Consider the following 17,829-nt stretch of genomic DNA (forward strand, 5'->3'; position numbering starts at 1 on the left):
ACCGGGTCGTCACCAACGGTAGGCAAACAGCGTCAGAACAGCGTCAGAGCAGCGCGAAAGCGCAAGGTGACAGCCAGTCAGCGAAGCGAGGAGACGCCGGTGTCCAGCGGCTCGCCGAGCAGACGCACAGCGTCCCCGAGCGTGCGCTCGGCGTGTCCGGGCAACCCCAACTCCAGACACCGGGCGTAGGCGGCCTCGAACTGCCCACGAGCCGCGGCCCCGTCGCCGACCAGCGCGGCCAGACCGCCGAGCACCCGGCGCACCGGGCCGAGCGAGGAGCCGGTCCAGTCCAGGTGGTCAGCGTACGGGGTCAGCGCCTCGCTCACGAGCAGACCGCGTTCCACATCGCCCAGTTCGATCGCGACCTCGCCCAGCCGCATCAGCGAGCCGGTCCACAGCAGGTCGACCGGGATCGTCGCGAAGCCCGGCACGCACAACGCGTGGAACTCCTCGCGCGCCGACTTGGGGTCCGTCGACGCGGAGGCCGTCCAGCACGCCTGAACCCGCCACCAGGACACGTCCCGCGACCAGTCCGCGGCCACCGCGGCGCGCCGCGCCATCATGCCCAACCGGCCCTGTTCCCAGCGCACCGCCAGGATCTGCGCCAGGTTGAACGAGCGCACCGCCTCGCGCGGCAGCCCCGATCGCCGGGCCAGCCGCAGCGCGTCGGCCAGTGCGTCCCCCGCACGCGCGGTCCGCCCGCGCAGCAGTTCCAGGCCGCAGCGGTAGATCAGCACCTCCCAGGTGAACCACGGATGCCGCAACCGCCGGGCCACCCGCTGCGCCTGCGCGTACTCGCGTTCGGCCGCCGGGATCGCGCCGTGTACCACCAGGTCGTACGCCTGGTTCAAGTGGCTGCGAAACAGCGACTCCTGATCACCGGTCAGCCCGGAGAGCACGGTCAGCTCGCTGCTCATCCGCAGTCGCTCGTCGACCAGATCCGGACCGGACGCGGCCAGGTGGTGCGCCTCCAGGCCCTGCGCCAGCGCATCGTGCGAGCCCGATTCGCGGGCCGCGTCCAACGCCTCGTAGAGCATGGTCAGCCGCGCCTCGCGGTCGTGCCCGAAGGTCAGCGCCACCGCGAGCGCGGCCAGCAGCAGCGAGCGCAGCGCGATGTCCGCGGGCAGGGCCGAGGCGATCGGCAGCGCCGCCAGCGCCTCGCGCAACAGCGCGACCAACTCCAGGTCCACGCCCACCTGGTAGACCTGCCCCAGGCGCACCATGGCCAGGGCGACCCGGCCCAGCCGGCGCGAGTCGGACAACGCCCGGGCCTCCTCGGCGGCCCGGCGCAGCACCTCCCGGCAGCGCCGGTCGCCGCACCGGTCCAGCGCCGCGCCACGGGAGAGCAGCAGGTCGCAGCGGGTCTCCGGGGCGGGGTCGGTCACCATCGGCAGCACCTCCAGGGCCTGCCGGTAGTGCTCGGCGGCAACCTCGAACGCGCCGCCGTCGCGCGCCTCGTCGCCCGCCCGCCAGGCGTAGTCCAGCGCGCGGCGCGCCTCGCCGAATCGGCAGGCCAGGCGGAAGTGGTGGGCCAGTTCCGGCAGATGCGCGTCCCGGTCGCCGCGTGCCTCCAGGGCCAGGCCGACCTTGCGGTGCAGTTGCAGCCGGCGGGCGGTGGGAAGTTCCTGGTAGAGCGTGGAGCGCACCAGCGCGTGGACGAAGGTGAAGCGGCCCGGGCGATCGGTCTCCTCGGCCCGCACCACATGGGCCCGCTCGGCGTCGTCGAGGGCGTCCACGACGGTGTCGAAGCCGCCCGGGTGCACGGCGGCGACCAGGTCGATGTCGAAGGCGGGGCCGACCACGGCGGCCACGGTGAGCGCCTCCAGGGTGGACTGCGGCAGGCCCAGCAGCCGCTGGCGCAGCACGTTGCGCACCCGGCGCGGGACGTCCGCGGGCACGCTCTTGCCCAGTGCCGACCAGTCGCTGACGTCCGCCCACTGGCGCAGCAGTTCGGTGGCCAGCAGTGGATTGCCGTCGCTGAGTTCGCGCAGGACGTGCGCCCGGACGCCCTCCGCGCGCGGCGGCAGCGGGCCGGCCAGCACGTGCGCGAGTTCGACCAGGGCCGCCACATCCAGGCCGCCCAGCGGTACGTGCACCGGGTGCAGGTCGCGGTAGAGGTCGGCGATCAGTTTGGTCATCGGGTGCACCGAGCCGAGCGCGGTGTCGCGGTAGGCGATCACCAGCACTGCCCGGGTGCCGACCAGGGCCCGGGCCACGTGGCGCAACATCAGCATGGTCGAGGTCGAGGACCAGTGCACGTCGTCGAGCAGCAGGACCAGATCGCCCTTGCCGGCCGCGTGCCGAAACACCCCGGCCACCGCCTCGAACAGCCGGTAGCGCTCGGTGTTCGAGTCGGGTGGGCCCTGAGGCTGGGTCAGGCCGGCCGGTGTCAGGGGCAGTTCGGGCAGCAGGCGGTGCAACTCGCCGCCCAGGTCCCCGACCCGCTCGCGCAACTCGTCGGCCGCGACGTCGGCGAGATGCGCGCGCAGCATGGTCACGAAGGGTTGGAACGGTGCCGCCACACCCTCGTCGCTGCGGCCGGTGAGCACCAGCGCGTCGCGGCCGGCGCGGGTGGCGAATTCGCTCAACAGGAAGGATTTGCCGATCCCGGCGTCGCCGCTGACCAGCACCACCCGCGAGCCGACCTCGGCCCCGGTGGATTCCTCCAGCAGGCGCAGTTCGGCCGAGCGCCCCACGATCGGACCGGGCGCGCCGTGCGGGAACACGTCGTGCGCCGAGCGGGTGGGTTCCGGGGCGGGCGGGGTGTCGCCGCCGGGTGCGGGCGAGGCGAAGCGCGCGGCGGGCGCGGGCACCGGCAGCGGTTGCGGGGTGGCGTCGCCGAGCAGGCGCAGGAAGGCGGATTCGGTCTCCGGGGAGGGGCCCACCCCCAGCTCGGTGGCCAGCAGGCGCCGACAACGTTCGTACGCGCGCAGCGCCGCCGCCCGGTCGCCGCCGGCCGCGTGTGCGGTCATCAGCAGGCGGTGGCTGCTCTCCCGGAACGGATCCAGGTCGACGAGTTGGCCCGCGCGAGTCACCGCCGCGTCGGCCCGGCCCAGGTGCAATTCGGTGGTCACCGACACGGCGAGGGCGCGCAGCCGGGCCGAGCGCCAGCGGGTGCGCCGCTCGTTGACCCAGTCGCCGTCCTGGCCGGGCAAAAACGGCAGGGCGAGGATCTCGTGTGCGTCGTGTGCCCGCGATCGGGCCTGGGCGAAGGCGCCGTGCACGGCGAGCGCCTCGGCCTCGATCAGCGCGCTCTCGGCCGCCTCCACGTCGACCTCGGTGCCCTCGGGCAGGGACAACACGTAACAGCCGGCCCGGTGTCGCAGCACCGAGGAGGCGTCGTATCCGGCCTGACCCAGGAAGCCGCGCACCCGACTGAGCACCCCGCGCAGCGCGCCCTCCCACGACTTGGGGGCCTGCTCGGGCCACAGCAGGGCGGCCAACTCCTCGCGCGGCACCGGATGCCTGCGCCCCAGCGCCAGCGCGGCGAACACGAGTTGGGCCTGCGGGCCGCCGAGGAGATCCTCCGCGGCGCGGCCCGCGGGGCCGTCTACGCAGACATGGCCGAGAACACGCACCCGGACCACCATGTGACGGACCCCCCTCCTGCTGTCGTCTTCGCGACAACCGATTCCCCGGCACCGGTCCGGGAGCGGTTCGAAGGACCCCGCGCGCCACATGGTACGAACCGAACGCTTCGACCGGCGGCCAATTGCGCCGGCCCCATGTCACAACCCGGCCAATCACTTGATCCCCACTCGGGTTTCCCGAAGGCTGTCGGCCGCGCCGCACCATCGGGTACGGACTCGGACGGCATCCCGTCACGGGCGTGGAGCACGCGCCGTCGGGGCAGCCGTCAGGTGGACATCGGGCGTGTGGGCACTCGGGGTTGGGAGGGGCACGGATGAGCCTGGATGGTTGGAATCTACCGCCGGTACGCGAGGGACGGGCCGCGTCGGACGAACTGGACGCGCGGCGGCGCGGCACCGCGGCGTATCGCCAGGAACCCGAACCCGGCGTGACGGTGCGTCAGGAGCTGGCGGGCGGTGTGCCGTGCACGTTCCTGGAGGTGCCGGACCCGGCGCTGACGCTGCTGTACCTGCACGGCGGCGGCTACCGGATGGGCGACGCCTCGGGCTGGTTGGGCATCGCTTCGCGGATCGCGCTGGCCGCGCGGGCCCGGGTGGTGGTGGCCGAATACCGCCTCGCGCCGGAGGCGCCGTATCCGGCCGCGCTGCACGACGTGGCGAACGTGTACAACACGATCGTGGCGGCGAGCGAGGACGCGGATCCGGCCCCGTTCGTGGGCGGCGACTCGGCCGGCGGCGGGCTGGCGGCGGCGCTGACGGTGGCGGCCCGCGGCGCCCGGGTGCCGTTGCCGTCCGGGTTGGTGCTGCTGTCGCCGTGGCTGGACCTGACCGTGACCAAGCCCACGTACGACTCGAACGCGGCCACCGACCAGCTGATCTCGAAGAAGTCGATGCGCGAGGCCGCCGAGATCTATCTGCAACTGCACGACCCGGGCGATCCGTTGGCGTCGCCGCTGTTCGCCGACCTGTCCGGCCTGCCGCCGGTGCTGCTGCTGGCCTCCTGCCACGAGGCCCTGCTCGGCGACGCCACCGCGTTCGCCGCCCGGGCCGCCGCGGCGGGAGTCGCGGTCCAGGCCCACCTGGTCCCCGACGTCCCGCACGCCTGGCCCGCGATCGACCCGACCATGCCCGAATCCCAGGAAGCCATCGGCACGATCGCCCGCTTCCTGACCACCAACGCCCTGCCGGCCTAGAAACGAGCGCGGCCTCGGGGCGCCGCCACCCGACCCCCGAGGCCCCGCGGCCACGAACAAGGCATGATCGACCCCGTGAGCACCATCGAATACGTCCTCCCCCTCGTGGCGCACATCGAGAAGGACGACCCGCCGGCCCGCACCGACGCCCTGGAGGCCGCCGCGCGCGCGGTCCTGGTCCTGTTGGCCGACCCGAGGTCCACCGACCCCGAGGGGGAATGGCACGACGTCGTCGAGGCGTGGCAGGGCCACCGCATCCGCAAGGTGGTCCGGCGCGCCCGCGGCGGTGAGTGGCGGCGGGCGAACACCCTGCCGGGCATCACGGTGGCCCACCGCACGGCGGAGGTTCGGGTGTACCCGCCGATTCCGCTCGACGGATGGCCCAAGGACCTGGCCAAGTTGCAGGTCTCGGGCACCGACCTGGCGGAGCCGACCGCGCCGCCGGCCGCCGCGTCCGGGCAGCCCGTGTTGTGGCTGAACCCGACGCTGGAGATGACCGCCGGCAAGGCCATGGCACAGGTGGGGCACGGCAGTCACCTCGCCTGGCTGGGCATGGGCCCGGCCGGGCGCAAGGAGTGGGCGGAGCGTGACTTCGATCTCGCGGTCCGCGTCGCCGAACCCGCCGCGTGGCCCGCGTTGACCACGAGCGGTCGGCCGGTCGTGCGCGACGCGGGTTTCACCGAGATCGCGCCGGGTTCGTGCACCGTGGTCGCGGATGTGCCGTGGACGATCCGCTGAGCGGGTGACGTTGTGTCATCGCGTGGGTCGACGGGGCGGAACAGGCTACTCCGGGGCGGCTTTCGGCGATCCGTGTACGCTGCAAACGAGATCCGTACGTGACCGGATCGTCACTGCTCCGGTTCCCGGGGCCCACTACGGTAGGTCACAGGCCGGGCCCACCACCCGGCTCCCGAGCCACGTGTCCAGGGCCTCCCCGGATCCGTCGGCGCATCCGATGGGGGACGGGGCGCCGATCGTTGCGGGCATCCTGCGTCGGGGCTCAGGACACCATGGGCGAGGGGACTGCCGGCGCGTGACTCTTCAGGTGATCAAGGACGATCTCCAGGGCTGGACCGTGCTGCACGTGCTCGGGGAGGTCGACTACGCGGTCGTGCCCGAGCTGCGCGAACACGTCAGACGCGCGGTCGCCGACGGCGACCACCGGATCGTCCTCGAACTCACCGAGGTGGAATTCCTCGACTCCACCGGCATCGGCACCCTGGTCGCCGCCCGTCGCCTGCTCCGCTCCACCGGGGGCACGCTGCGCCTGGTCATGCCCAGCAACAACGATCACCACGTCAACCGCGTCTTCACCGCCCTGGGCCTGCGCCGCCTCTTCGACGTGCACCCGGACCTGACCGAGGCCCTGTGCGAGGACACCCCGACGGACGAGGACCTCGGCGCCACCGGTTGACCGGCGGGCGAGCCCCGCCGGACCACCCGAGCGTGCGAATCTCAGCGTGGGGTGCGCTTGGTGACCTTGCCCTGGGCGTCCGCTTCGAGGGTGGCTTTGCCCTGCGGGTCGGTGACGGTGACGCGGATGGTCAGGGTGGCGGTCTTGGCGTCGGGCTCGAAGGTGATCCGCCACGAGGTGGGGTCGGGGATGCCGAGCTTGGTTCGCGCCTCGCGCACGAGGGCGGGGAGTCGCTCGTAGGGGATGGCGTTCAGGTCGATCACCGCGCCGGGTTGCGGCGGGGTGCCCAGCACGCCGCGCACGGCCATCAGGTTTGCGTCGATGCTGAGTTCGCTGGCATTGCTCGTGTGCATCCCGGTGATCAGCGAATCGGCGGCGCGCCGCATCTCGCCGGCTTCGAGCATCGACCCCGTCGACGTCCCGGAGACCGTCGAGGTCGACGTGGTGCGACTCTCGGTGGTCGTCGTCGAGGACGACGAGGTGGCCGACTCGGTGGGGCGGTCGTCCTCGGTGAACAGGTCCGCGCGAAAGAGCAGGACCACGACCGCGCCGCCGAGCAGCAGGCCCAGCGTGGCGAGCAGGCAGAACGCGCCCTCGCCGTCCTTCGGACCGGTCAGCAGCGCGGACTCGGGGGCCGAGTCCACCGATTCGTTCGCCGCCCGGCGGGCCCACTCCTCGGTCGGCTTGGTGACGATGGTGACGTCCCACGGTGCGTCCGGGCGGTACTCGACCACGACCACGCCGCGCGGCCGATAGTCGGGTATGTCCACCAGGTTGATGTGCTGGTTGAACTCGACCCGGTATGCCGATCGCTCGTCCGGCGCCACGGTGAGCACGAACTCGACGGGGATGTCCGCCGATTCGCCGCCGATGGCGCGGCGGCTCTCGATCACGGCCAGCGCGAGCCGCGCCGGGACGCGCGGATTGCGCGCGCGACGAAAGCGCCCCGCGACGCCCACGACGACGACGTTGAGCACGAAGAGCCCGACGCCGATCGCGACCACGGACCAGCGTTCGAGGACCGCCCCGACCACGCAGCAGGCCAGCGAGACGCCGATCACGCCCCCGGACAGAAATCCGCCCACCGCGGCCTTGAACCGCACTGCGGCGGGGTTCCTGCGGGTTTCGATGATCGCCATGGCGGCGATTGTGCCGGGCCCGGATGGACGGCGGAAGGCGGCCGGGCGAAATGCGGATCCCGCTTCCCCGGACGTGGGGAGATCCCCCGAATCGGCCGTGCTCGGGTCAGTGCCGGACCGCCTGGCCGATCTCGGCCTTGCTCGGGTCGGTCAGCTTGCGGTTGCTCTTCGCGGTGCCCTTGGCCTGCTTGCCCGCCTCGACCTTGTCGATGTTCAGCACGACCGTGTCCAGCAACTTGCCGCCGGCGTCGCGGAACTCGACCGAGAGCGTGTAATCGGCGGTCTTGGCGGTCTTGTTGTCGACGGTGACCTCGGCGGTGGTGCGATCGCCGTCGGCCCGGATCGGACCGACCGTCGCGTCGGCCGTCGCGTCGAGACCACCCTTGATCTCGGCCAGTTTCGAGGCCGCCGCCGCGCTCGCCGAGGACAGCGCGTCCTTCGCCTTCGCGCCGGCCGAGTCCAGCGCCGACCCGATCGCCGTGGGCACCGAGTCCGCGTTGCCGCCGTCGTTGTCGTCGCCGCACGCCGCCGAGGTCAGCATCAGCGCGGCGGCGATCGACAACGCGCCGACGGTACGACCGTACTTGCTCGCCATGTTCGTTGCTCCTCGCGTGGGGCCGCCGGGCGCGGCGGCGCCCGTGTACCACCAGCACCGCTGTCCGCGTGCCCGGTCGGCTAAACGCCCGACTCGCCCGTTGGGCCGTCGGTGGGACCCCTGCGCCGGACGAGCCGCGACCAGGGCGTCGGCACCGACGTGATCGCCGCCGTACCGACCCTGATCGACCGTCAGGTGGCGGCCGGGCAGGGCAGGGACGCCTTCGCTCGATCTTCGAGAGCATCCGCCGCCCGGTCGACGCCGCCTGAACCCACGACCGCGACCGAGCCCGGTGCCGCCCCCGACCGTGCGCCGGGATCGGGCTTCATCGCGTCCGAGGCGGCCCACCCCTTGAATAGTTCACCAGGTTAAGTTACAACACGTAACGTAAATCCCGAGGAGCGCACCCGGCCCCGAGACTCGCCGTCGGATCGCCCTGCCCGCGTCGGCATCCGCGATCCGGCACAAGTAATAGGGAGAACAGCCCATGGCCGACCTGCTGGTACGCGGAGGCACCGTCGTGGACGGAACGGGGGCGGCCCCGATCCGGGCCGACGTCCGGGTCAAAGACGGAGTGATCGTCGAGGTCGGCCCCGACCTGGCCCCCGGCGGCGGCACGGAGCGGGTCGTCGTGGCCGCCGGCGCCTTTGTCGCCCCCGGCTTCATCGAGGCGCACACCCACGTCGACGGCGCCATGTGGTGGAACCCGGACCTGGACCCGCTGCCCGCCTACGGCACCACCACGGTCGTCTTCGGCAACTGCGGCATGTCGGTGGCGCCGCTGCAGGAGAGCGCGCGCGGACCGGTGCTCGACCTGTTCTGCTTCCTGGAGGACCTCCCGCTCACCGCGTTCCAGGACAAGGTGCCGTGGACGTGGGAGCGCTGGCCCGAGTACAGCAGCGCGGTCAAGGGTCAGGCCGTCTCGGTCAACGTGGCCGGCTTCGTCGGACACCTGACCCTGCGCACCACGGTGATGGGCGCGGAGGCGTCCTGGTCGCGCGCGGCGACGGCCGAGGAGATCGCCGAGATGGCCACACTGCTCGACGAGTCGTTGACTCATGGAGCAATTGGTTTGTCGACCAATGTGTTCGACAAGGATCGTTACCTCAAGCCGGTGCCGACCCGGCTGGCCGAGGACGCCGAGTTCGAGGCGCTCGCCGACGTGCTCGCCCGGCACCCCGGCGCGACGCTCCAGATGATCACCCGGTTCAACGAGCCGGAGAGCATCGACGCCGATGTGGAGCGATTCGCCCGAATCTGCAAGCCGCGCGGCATCCGCGCCCAGTGGACCGCGATCCCGTCCACCGTGCGGGAGGACTACCTGCGCGAACAGACGATCGCCCTGCATCGGCGGCTGCGCGCGGACGGCGTCGACTTTTGGCCCAATGTCCCGCATAAGCCGCTGGAGCCGTTCTTCAACTTCGAGCGCGCCCTCACCTTCCAGCGGGTCGCCGCGTGGAACCACTGGATCAACGGTCCGGCCGAGACCAAGCTCGCCACGCTCGCCGATCCGCAGTGGCGGGCGCAGGCCCGCGAGGACTGGGACAACCGGGTCTCGTCGTCGACATCTCGACTGGATCGCCCCGAGTCGCTGATCTTCGCGATCTCCGAGACCGGTCACGGCCCACTGGACATCTCGCTCAAGGAATACGCGGACCGGGAGGGTCTGCACATCTCCGACGCGTTGGCCACCTGGATCGGCAACAACGGCATCCTGTCCTGCCTGCGCGGCATCCCGGACGAGTTCGACGAGCCGGTCGTGGCCGGTCTGTTCAACGAGCCGCACACACTGACCAACATCAACGACTCCGGCGCGCACCTGCAGTTGTTCTGCGGCTCGGGCGAGAACGTCTACCTGCTCACCCGCTACGTGCGCGACACCGGCCTGATGACGGTCGAGGAGGCCGTGCACAACCTGACCGGCAAACTGGCCGGCTTCTTCGGCCTCAACGACCGCGGTGTGATCGCCCCGGGCCGGGCCGGCGACCTGGTGGTGTTCGCGCTCGACGAGATCGAGGTGCGGCCCGAGGAGAAGCGGTACGACAACCCGGACGGCTCGTGGCGCTTCACCCGCGGCCCGGCCGGCGTCCGGGCCACCATCGTGCGCGGCGTGCCCACGGTGCTGGACACCGAGCCCACCGGGGAGCGGCCGGGCACCATGGTGGGTCTGGTTTCGTCGCAGGACTGACGGAACGTCACATAAGCGCGTTTACCCTTGGGGTACGGCGGTGGGTCGACCGACCTACCGCCGTGTCACGTTTTTGTGACGATCCACCATAGGCACCGTCAAGGGATGCGAGTCGAAGGGACGCTACGGCCAACGTGATCGATGCCACGGACCGCGTACGGGGAGCGGAACGTGCGGCCTCTTCACAGCAGGCATGCGCGGAGGGCAACCTGGTGGACACGGGCAACCGGTTCCACGGCCGAAATAGACTCGAACAGCGTCCGAATTGCGCCGGTTCGAGGGAGACCGGCCCGCCGTGAGCGATCACCGCCGGAAGCGCGATGGCCCTCCGTCTAGGTAGCATCCGCCGAGTGCCGCCCGTTACCGACGGGCACGCCCCCCGACAAAGGTTCTCGATGAGTGACGATTCCCCCTCGCCGGCATCGGCGGGGTTCGCGCCGAGGCAACAGCCACGCCTGGCCAAGGGAGCTTCTCCCTGGCTCGTGCCGACGGCTGTGACCGGCGCGTTGACCGGCTTGGCCGCACTGCGCAACCGGCGCTGGGCCTTCGCGGCCGTGCCGACGCTGGCGCTGACCGGTGGCATGTTGTGGTTCTTCCGTGACCCGGAGCGCACCATCCCCGCCGACGGCGTGATCGCCTCGGCCGATGGCGTGGTCCAAAGCATCGACGCCTGGCCCGACGGCCGCACCCGCATCGCGACCTTCATGAGCCCGTTGAACGTGCACGTGAACCGTGCGCCGCTCGACGGCGTCGTGAAGTCCGTGGAGCACAAAGCCGGCGGGTTCGTCCCGGCATTCAACAAGGAGAGCGAGCACAACGAGCGGGTTGTGTGGATCTTCGACACCGCGATCGGCGACGTGGAGCTGATCCAGATCGCCGGCACCGTGGCGCGGCGCATCGTGCCGTACCTGGAGCCGGGTACCGAGGTGGCCTGCGGTGACCGGATCGGCCTGATCCGGTTCGGTTCGCGCGTGGACGTGTACCTGCCGCCGGGCGTGGAGCCCGCGGTGACCGTGGGACAGCGGACGACGGCGGGAGAGACACGTCTTGACCGGGACTGATTACGACGATACGGCCGACCTGGACGCTTCCGAGCTGAACCTTCTGGGCACCCCCGTCGAGGACGATCCGCAGGCGGCCCTGTCCGCGCGGATCTCGGTGGCGGACGTGCTCACGCTGGGCAACGCGGCCAGCGGGTTCATGGCGATCTACTTCCTCGCCTGTTCGGTGATGGCCGCGCGCGGTGGCGACGTGGGCGTCTCGGCCGAGCGCGGCATGGCCGCGGCCGTGGTGCTGATGCTGATCGGCGCGATGTGCGACCTGTGTGACGGCATGGTGGCGCGCAAGCTGCGGATGTCCTCGCTGGGCGCGCAACTGGACAACCTCGCGGACGTGATCACCTTCGGCGTCGCACCGGCGTTCTTCGTGGTCACGTGGGCGGCGGTGCCGATGAACACCGGGCAGGCGCCCGCCGCCGTCCTGGTGGCGCTGTCGGTGCTGATCGGCGGCGTGTTGCGGCTGGCCAGATTCGCGACCACGCCCGGACGCCCGGGGGTGTTCCAGGGCATGCCCATTCCGATGGCCGCGATGACGGTGGTCTCGATCGTGCTGCTGGACCTGCCGTTCACTCCGGCGGCGGTGCTGATCGTGGCCGTCTCCGGACTGATGGTGAGCCGGATCGAATACCCGAAGCCGCAGGGCAACATGGCGATCCTGGTGATGGCCGGCATCGGCCTGAGCATGAGCTGCCTGATCGCCTGGGCGGCCGACGCGCCGGGCAGCGAGTGGATGCTCAACATGGGCGCCACCACCCAGGTCACCCTGGCGCTGCTGGTGCCCGCGATGGCGATGGCCCGCAAGGGCGTCGAGCGCATCGGCCTGCGGATGATCCGCTAGCCCGGGCGCACCCCGCGTACCGAAACGCCGTCACCCACCGGGTGGCGGCGTTTCGCGTGCTCCGGCCGGCGCGGGCCGGCTACCGGAGCCGGTGCGCCAGTCCGGTGAAGCGTTTGCCCGCCGAGACGGTGCGCACCGCCTGGCCCAGCGCGCGCCGCGAACCGACCAGCACCACCAGGCGCTTGGCGCGGGTGATCGCCGTGTAGAGCAGATTGCGCTGGAGCATCATCCAGGCACCGGTGGTGACCGGGACCACCACGGCCGGATACTCGCTGCCCTGCGAGCGGTGGATGGTGACTGCGTACGCATGCGAGAGCTCGTCGAGTTCGGCGAAGTCGTAGTCGACCTCCTCGTCCTCCTCGGTGCGCACGACCAGCTTCTGTTCTTCGGGAGAGAGCGCGATCACCACGCCGCCGGTGCCGTTGAAGACGCCGTTCGCGCCCTTGTCGTAGTTGTTGCGGATCTGGGTGACCTTGTCGCCGACCCGGAAGGTGCGCCCGCCGAAGCGCTTCTCCGGCAGTCCCTCGCGGCCGGGTGTGAGCGCCTGCTGAAGCAGCAGGTTGAGCGCGCCGGCGCCGGCCGGGCCGCGGTGCATCGGGGCCAGCACCTGGATATCGCGGCGCGGGTCCAGGCCGAATTTGCGCGGGATGCGGCGGGCGACCACGTCGACGGTGAGGGTGGCCGCGTCCTCGGTCTCCTCCGCGGGAAAGAGGAAGAAGTCGTTCAGGCCGTCGGTGATCGGCGGGCGGCCCGCGTTGATCCGGTGCGCGTTGGTGACCACGCCGGACTGTTGCGCCTGGCGGAAGATCTGGGTCAGCCGCACCCTGGGCACCCGCTCGGCCGCGAGCAGGTCGCGCAACACCTCGCCGGCGCCCACGCTGGGCAACTGGTCCACGTCGCCGACGAAGAGCACATGGGCACCCGCGGGTATCGCCTTGATCAGCTTGTTGGCCAACAGCAGGTCGAGCATCGACGCCTCGTCGACGACGACCAGATCCGCGTCCAGCGGCTTGTCCTGGTCGTAGGCCGCGGTGCCGCCGGGCTGGAGCTGGAGCAGGCGGTGCACGGTGGCCGCCTCGCAGCCGGTCAGCTCGGCGAGCCGCTTGGCCGCGCGGCCGGTGGGCGCGGCCAGGATCACCTTGGCCTCGCGCGCGCGGGCGAGTTCCACCACGGAGCGCACCGTGAAGCTCTTGCCGCAGCCGGGGCCGCCGGTGAGCACCGCGACCTTGGCGGTCAGCGCCAGTCGTACGGCCTGCTCCTGCTCGGGGGCCAGTGCGGTGCCGGTGCGGGCGCGCAGCCAGCCCAGGGCCCGGGTCCAGTCCAGTTCGGCGAACGCGGCCAGTCGGTCCTCCCGGGCGCCCAGCAGGGCACGCACCCGGCCGGCGAGGGAGAGTTCGGCGCGATGGAAGGGCACCAGGTAGACGGCCTGGACCGGATCGCCCTGGGTGCCCGAGACGGTGACCGGGCCGGGCAGCTCCTCGCACACCACCCCCTCCTCGGCGACCAGTTCGTTCAGGCAGGTCACCACGAGTTCGGAGGACACCTCCAGGATCTCGACCGCCTCGGCCACCAGGACCTCGGCGGGCAGGTAGCAGTGTCCGCTGTCGCTGCCCTCGGACAGCGTGTACTGGAGTCCGGCCTTGATCCGCTGCGGCGCGTCGTGCGGTATCCCCACGGCCTTGGCGATCGCGTCGGCGGTCTTGAAGCCGATCCCCCACACGTCGGCGGCCAACCGATACGGCTCGGTGCGCACCACGGTGATCGACGCGTCGCCGTATTCCTTGAAGATGCGCACCGCCGGCGACGTGGAGATGCCGATGCCCTGGAGGAAGACCATCACCTCCTTGATCGCCTTCTGTTCCTCCCACGCGGCGGCGATCAGCTTGGTGCGCTTGGGGCCCAGGCCCGGGACCTGGATGAGTCGGGTGGCGTCCTCGTCGATCACGTCCAGCGAGCGCACACCGAAGTGCTCGACGATCCGGTCGGCGGTCTTGGGGCCGATGCCCTTGATCAGCCCCGAGCCCAGGTAGCGCCGGATGCCCTGCACGGTGGCCGGCAGCACGGTGCTGAACGACTCCACCTGGAACTGTTTGCCGAACTGCGGGTGGCTGCCCCAGCGACCGTGCATCCGGATCGACTCGCCGGGTTGGGCGCCCAGCAGCGCGCCGACCACGGTGAGCAGTTCGGTGCCGTGTCGGCCGGTGTCCACTCGGGCGACGGTCCAGCCGTTCTCGTCGTTCTGGTAGGTGATGCGCTCCAGGACGGCTTCCAGAACGGCGCCTCCCCCGGCCCCGGTTTCGGCGCCGGGCGGCATTCCCGGCAGCGTGCCTGTCATGCCGCCCGACCCTAGCCAACCACAGTGACAGCAGAACTAGAACATGTTCTCTTTTTGCTCGTCGACACCATTGACTGTGTCACATAACGGCGGTACGTTCCGGGGACTCCATGCTCCGAGCCGCAGGTTCACCGCAGCTCAAAAACCGTGAGGACACACGCATGCCCGTCATCAACGAGCAGGTCGAGATCGCTGCCGCCCCCGAGGCCGTGTGGGCCAAGCTGACCGACTACAGCGTCTTCGGCGAGTGGATGGTCCCGCACGTCGAGTTCCCGGGCGGCGCGCCGGAGAAGCTCGAGGCCGGCGTGACCTACGACGAGAAGATGAAGCTGATGGGCTTCCCGGCGGACATCAAGTGGACCATCAAGGACGTCGAGGCGGGCAAGTCGCTCTCGCTCGACGGCAAGGGCCCGATGGGCGTCATCATGACCGAGGTCTTCATCGTCGAGGCCGCCGGCGACGGTTCGGTGTTGCGGATCGAGTCCGAGGTCAAGGGCGGCGCGGTGCAGATGATGGCCGGCAAGGTCACCAAGGCCACCCAGGAAGCGCTGATCGAGTCGCTGGCCAAGTTCGCCGCACTCGTCAAGTAACCGCCTCGGCACCCCCATACCCGTCGCCGCCCACCCGGCGACACCCCACACGACGACCATCCACCCGGTGTTCTTGCCCGGGCGGGTGGTCGTCGTGCGTACCGGGTCCGCCCACGCGTCTCGCGTTCGCCTGGAACAATGGCGATCCATCGTCGAGCGCCGCGACCCCCCGGAGGGACCTGACGTGCCGTCAACTTCCGCCCACTTCCCGTGGACCCTGCACCGGACCAGGCTCGACAACGGTCTGCGGGTGGTGGTCTGCCCCGATGCCACGGTGCCGCTCGCCGCGGTCAACCTCTGGTACGACGTGGGGTCACGGCACGAGGTGGAGGGCAAGCACGGCTTCGCCCACCTCTTCGAGCACCTCATGTTCGAGGGTTCGGCGCACGTGGAGAAGGGCGGCCACTTCGCCGCGATCGAGGGCTGCGGCGGCGACGGCATCAACGCCTCGACCAGTCCGGACCGCACCAACTACTACCAGACGGTGCCTTCGGGCCAGTTGGAACTGGCGCTGTGGCTGGAGGCCGACCGGATGGGCTCGCTCGGGTTGACCCAGGAGACCCTGGACAACCAGCGCGAGGTGGTCAAGAACGAGCGCCGGCAGCGCTACGACAACGTGCCCTACGGGACCTGGAGCGAGGAGATGATGGTCCTCGCCTACCCCGAGGGCCACCCCTACGCGACCTCCACGATCGGCTCGATGGCCGAGTTGGACGGCGCCGAACTCGCCGACTTCACCGCGTTCCACGAGACCTGGTACGCGCCGGACAACGCGGTGCTCACCGTGGTCGGCGACGTGCGGCCGGAGCAGGTGGTGGCGTTGGCCGAGAAGTACTTCGGCGGCATCGCCCCGCGCGGCTCCTTCACCCAGCCCACCCCCGCGCCGCTGCCGCCGCGCTTCGGGGCCGGCCGGCATCTGACGGTCCATCGGGACGTGCCCGCGCCGCGCCTGTTCCTGTGCCACCGCGCGCCGCGCTTCGGCACCCCGGACGCCGCCGCCGCGAGTGTGTTGGCGACCGCCGTCGGGCGCGGTCGGGGCAGCCGGTTGTACCGGGAGTTGGTCACCGCGCGCAATCTGGCCCAGGCGTCCGGCGCGTTCCTGTCCGCGTGGAACCACCTGCACTTCGAGTCGGTGCTGATGGGCTCGTGCGCGCCCAGCGAGGGCGTCGAGGCGCGGGAGGTGCTCGACGCCTATGTCGCGGTCTGCGACGAGGTCGCGCGCGAGGGGGTGACCGAGGCCGAACTCGACCGGGTCCGGGCGGTGTTGTCCGGCGAATGGCTGCGCGAGGTGGCCACCGCCGCCGGCCGGGCCGACGCGATCGGCCGGTTCACCACCCGCTTCGGCGACGCGGAGTCGATCCGCGACCACCTCGACGAGTTGCTCGCGGTCACCGTCGAGGACGTGCACCGGGTCGCCCGCGACCTGCTGCACCAGGACAACCGGATCGTGCTGGAGTTCCGCCCGCAAGCCGCCGAGGCCGACGCCGAGATCGACACCACCGAGCCGGAGGCCGCCGCATGAGCGAGCACATCGCCACCCGCCACACCCTGGTCGCCGAGCGACCCACCGGCGCGGCCCCGCGCCCGTACCGCTTCCCCGAGGTCCGCCGGGTCGCGGTGGGCGGCGGCGAGGTGGTCGGCGCGCACGTGCCCGGACGCAGCCTGGCCTGGGTCAAGTTGGTGATGGAAAGCGGCGCGTTGCACGAGCCGGTGGGCCTGGACGGCCTGGCCCGGATCACCTGCTCGCTGCTCGACGAGGGCAGCCTGGACCGCGACGCGGACGCCTTCGGACTCGCCATCGAGGCGCTGGGCGCGAACTGGCGGCTGGCCTGCGGCTGGGAGACCCAGGAGGTCGGCCTGGACCTGCCCGCCGATCGACTCGACGCGGGCCTGGCCCTGGTCGCCGAGGCGGTCCGGCGACCGGCCTTCGCCGACGGTGACGTCGAGCGTTTCCTCGCCGACCACGTGCGCTCGCTGAAGACCTCCTGGGCCCAGCCCGGCACCCGCGCCGGACTCGCCTTCCGGCGCGCCCTGTTCGGCCCGGACAACCGACTCGGCGGGCTGCTCGGCGGCACCCCCGACACCGCGCTCGCGCTGGACGCCGACGCGATCCGCGGCTTCCACGCCGACCGGATGACCGCGCCGGGCACCCTCGCGGTGGTCGGCGACCTGGACACGATCGACCTGGCCGCGCTGGGCCGTACCGTCTTCGCGGGCGCGACCGGCACCGCGACACGGGCGAACCTCGCCGAGTTCGCCGGCGCCCCCTCGACCGGGCGCGTGATCGTGGTGGACCGTCCGGGCGCCGTGCAGTCGGTGTTGCGGATCGGGCACACCGCGCCGCCGCGCTCGACCCCGGACCTGATCCCGATCGAGTTGTTCGCCGACGTGCTGGGCGGCGCCTTCGGCTCGCGGCTCAACCACCTGCTGCGCGAGGTCAGGGGCTACACCTACGGCGCACACGCGAGCTTCGGCCACGGCCGCCGCTCCGGCTCGTTCACGGTCTCCGCGTCCGTGCACACCGAGGTGACCGCCGCCGCGGTCGTGGACACGATCGGCGAGATCCGCCGGATGCACGCCGACGGCGTCACGCCCGAGGAACTCGCGGCCACCCGCGCCCACTCGCTCGGCAGCATGCCGATCAACCTGCAAACGCCCGGCGGCATCGGCGGCCGACTGGTCGAGGCGATCGTGCACGGTCTCCCCGACGACCACGTCACCGCCGAATACGCGGAAATCCTGGCCACCGACCCGGACGCGGTCGACCGCGCCGCGCACACGCACCTGCGCCCCGACGAACTCGCCGTGGTCGTCGAGGGCGACGCCGACCGCATCGTCCCCGACCTACGGGCGGCGAACTTCGAGGTGCTGCTCTCCGACGTGTGACCC

At 71.5% G+C, this 17,829-nt stretch carries 13 protein-coding genes; 9 read left to right on the top strand and 4 right to left on the bottom strand.

The annotated features are described in order from the left end of the window. Positions 1 to 77: 77 nt before the first annotated feature. Entirely contained in the window at positions 78 to 3,578 is a 3,501-nt protein-coding gene (locus tag ACH4U8_RS34540; RefSeq protein ID WP_395782379.1) for an ATP-binding protein, read from the bottom strand. A gap of 326 nt (positions 3,579 to 3,904) precedes the next feature. Here ACH4U8_RS34540 and ACH4U8_RS34545 point away from each other — a divergent pair, with 326 nt between their 5' ends. The 3 genes from ACH4U8_RS34545 to ACH4U8_RS34555 all read left to right on the top strand — a co-directional run bounded on the left by ACH4U8_RS34545 (position 3,905) and on the right by ACH4U8_RS34555 (position 6,197). Beyond that, the gene (locus ACH4U8_RS34545) at positions 3,905 to 4,783 is read left to right on the top strand and encodes an alpha/beta hydrolase (protein ID WP_360309563.1); all 879 of its coding nucleotides are present in this window, start codon (positions 3,905 to 3,907) and stop codon (positions 4,781 to 4,783) included. 63 nt (positions 4,784 to 4,846) lie between these two features. Then, positions 4,847 to 5,521: a peptidyl-tRNA hydrolase gene (locus tag ACH4U8_RS34550; protein WP_395782380.1), complete on the top strand. Its 675-nt coding sequence runs from the start codon at positions 4,847 to 4,849 to the stop codon at positions 5,519 to 5,521. 295 nt (positions 5,522 to 5,816) lie between these two features. Next, positions 5,817 to 6,197, top strand: coding sequence for an STAS domain-containing protein (locus ACH4U8_RS34555; protein ID WP_360309559.1), 381 nt, complete (start codon positions 5,817 to 5,819; stop codon positions 6,195 to 6,197). Positions 6,198 to 6,238: 41 nt separating this feature from the next. Here the strand turns inward: ACH4U8_RS34555 and ACH4U8_RS34560 are convergent, their stop codons facing one another. Both ACH4U8_RS34560 and ACH4U8_RS34565 read right to left on the bottom strand, forming a co-directional pair. After that, positions 6,239 to 7,336 (bottom strand): hypothetical protein, encoded by a 1,098-nt coding sequence (locus ACH4U8_RS34560; protein WP_360309557.1) that lies wholly within the window; start codon positions 7,334 to 7,336, stop codon positions 6,239 to 6,241. A 106-nt stretch (positions 7,337 to 7,442) separates the two neighbouring features. Then, positions 7,443 to 7,931: a hypothetical protein gene (locus ACH4U8_RS34565; protein ID WP_395782381.1), complete on the bottom strand. Its 489-nt coding sequence runs from the start codon at positions 7,929 to 7,931 to the stop codon at positions 7,443 to 7,445. Between the two features lie 487 nt (positions 7,932 to 8,418). Here ACH4U8_RS34565 and ACH4U8_RS34570 point away from each other — a divergent pair, with 487 nt between their 5' ends. The 3 genes from ACH4U8_RS34570 (at position 8,419) to pssA (ending at position 12,015) form a co-directional block, all read left to right on the top strand. Continuing rightward, a complete protein-coding gene (locus tag ACH4U8_RS34570; RefSeq protein WP_395782382.1) occupies positions 8,419 to 10,119 on the top strand; it encodes an amidohydrolase family protein in 1,701 nt (566 codons plus the stop codon). Positions 10,120 to 10,514: 395 nt separating this feature from the next. Next, positions 10,515 to 11,180: a phosphatidylserine decarboxylase gene (locus ACH4U8_RS34575; protein WP_360309602.1), complete on the top strand. Its 666-nt coding sequence runs from the start codon at positions 10,515 to 10,517 to the stop codon at positions 11,178 to 11,180. Beyond that, positions 11,167 to 12,015 carry a CDP-diacylglycerol--serine O-phosphatidyltransferase gene (pssA, locus tag ACH4U8_RS34580; protein ID WP_360309551.1) on the top strand — a complete coding sequence of 283 codons (849 nt, stop codon included), beginning with the start codon at positions 11,167 to 11,169 and terminating at the stop codon, positions 12,013 to 12,015. Before ACH4U8_RS34575 ends, pssA begins: the two co-directional genes overlap by 14 nt. Positions 12,016 to 12,094: 79 nt before the next feature. Here the strand turns inward: pssA and ACH4U8_RS34585 are convergent, their stop codons facing one another. Beyond that, a complete protein-coding gene (locus tag ACH4U8_RS34585; RefSeq protein ID WP_379988248.1) occupies positions 12,095 to 14,350 on the bottom strand; it encodes an ATP-dependent RecD-like DNA helicase in 2,256 nt (751 codons plus the stop codon). A 161-nt stretch (positions 14,351 to 14,511) separates the two neighbouring features. Here ACH4U8_RS34585 and ACH4U8_RS34590 point away from each other — a divergent pair, with 161 nt between their 5' ends. From ACH4U8_RS34590 to ACH4U8_RS34600, 3 genes are all read left to right on the top strand, one after another. Continuing rightward, the gene (locus ACH4U8_RS34590) at positions 14,512 to 14,940 is read left to right on the top strand and encodes an SRPBCC family protein (RefSeq protein ID WP_360309549.1); all 429 of its coding nucleotides are present in this window, start codon (positions 14,512 to 14,514) and stop codon (positions 14,938 to 14,940) included. A gap of 184 nt (positions 14,941 to 15,124) precedes the next feature. Beyond that, positions 15,125 to 16,462, top strand: coding sequence for a pitrilysin family protein (locus tag ACH4U8_RS34595; protein WP_360309547.1), 1,338 nt, complete (start codon positions 15,125 to 15,127; stop codon positions 16,460 to 16,462). Next, positions 16,459 to 17,826: a M16 family metallopeptidase gene (locus ACH4U8_RS34600; RefSeq protein WP_395782383.1), complete on the top strand. Its 1,368-nt coding sequence runs from the start codon at positions 16,459 to 16,461 to the stop codon at positions 17,824 to 17,826. The genes ACH4U8_RS34595 and ACH4U8_RS34600 overlap by 4 nt, the downstream gene beginning before the upstream one ends. The last annotated feature ends 3 nt before the right edge of the window (positions 17,827 to 17,829 follow it).

Origin of the sequence: Embleya sp. NPDC020886, from assembly GCF_044333915.1 — a bacterium.
GTDB lineage: Bacteria > Actinomycetota > Actinomycetes > Streptomycetales > Streptomycetaceae > Embleya.

Coding starts and splice junctions, on each gene's coding strand:
- ACH4U8_RS34545 (WP_360309563.1), top strand. CDS start 3,905: ATGAGCCTGGATGGTTGGAATCTACCGCCGGTACGCGAGGGACGGGCC.
- ACH4U8_RS34550 (WP_395782380.1), top strand. CDS start 4,847: ATGATCGACCCCGTGAGCACCATCGAATACGTCCTCCCCCTCGTGGCG.
- ACH4U8_RS34560 (WP_360309557.1), bottom strand. CDS start 7,336: ATGGCGATCATCGAAACCCGCAGGAACCCCGCCGCAGTGCGGTTCAAG.
- ACH4U8_RS34565 (WP_395782381.1), bottom strand. CDS start 7,931: ATGGCGAGCAAGTACGGTCGTACCGTCGGCGCGTTGTCGATCGCCGCC.
- ACH4U8_RS34570 (WP_395782382.1), top strand. CDS start 8,419: ATGGCCGACCTGCTGGTACGCGGAGGCACCGTCGTGGACGGAACGGGG.
- ACH4U8_RS34575 (WP_360309602.1), top strand. CDS start 10,515: ATGAGTGACGATTCCCCCTCGCCGGCATCGGCGGGGTTCGCGCCGAGG.
- ACH4U8_RS34585 (WP_379988248.1), bottom strand. CDS start 14,350: ATGACAGGCACGCTGCCGGGAATGCCGCCCGGCGCCGAAACCGGGGCC.
- ACH4U8_RS34590 (WP_360309549.1), top strand. CDS start 14,512: ATGCCCGTCATCAACGAGCAGGTCGAGATCGCTGCCGCCCCCGAGGCC.
- ACH4U8_RS34600 (WP_395782383.1), top strand. CDS start 16,459: ATGAGCGAGCACATCGCCACCCGCCACACCCTGGTCGCCGAGCGACCC.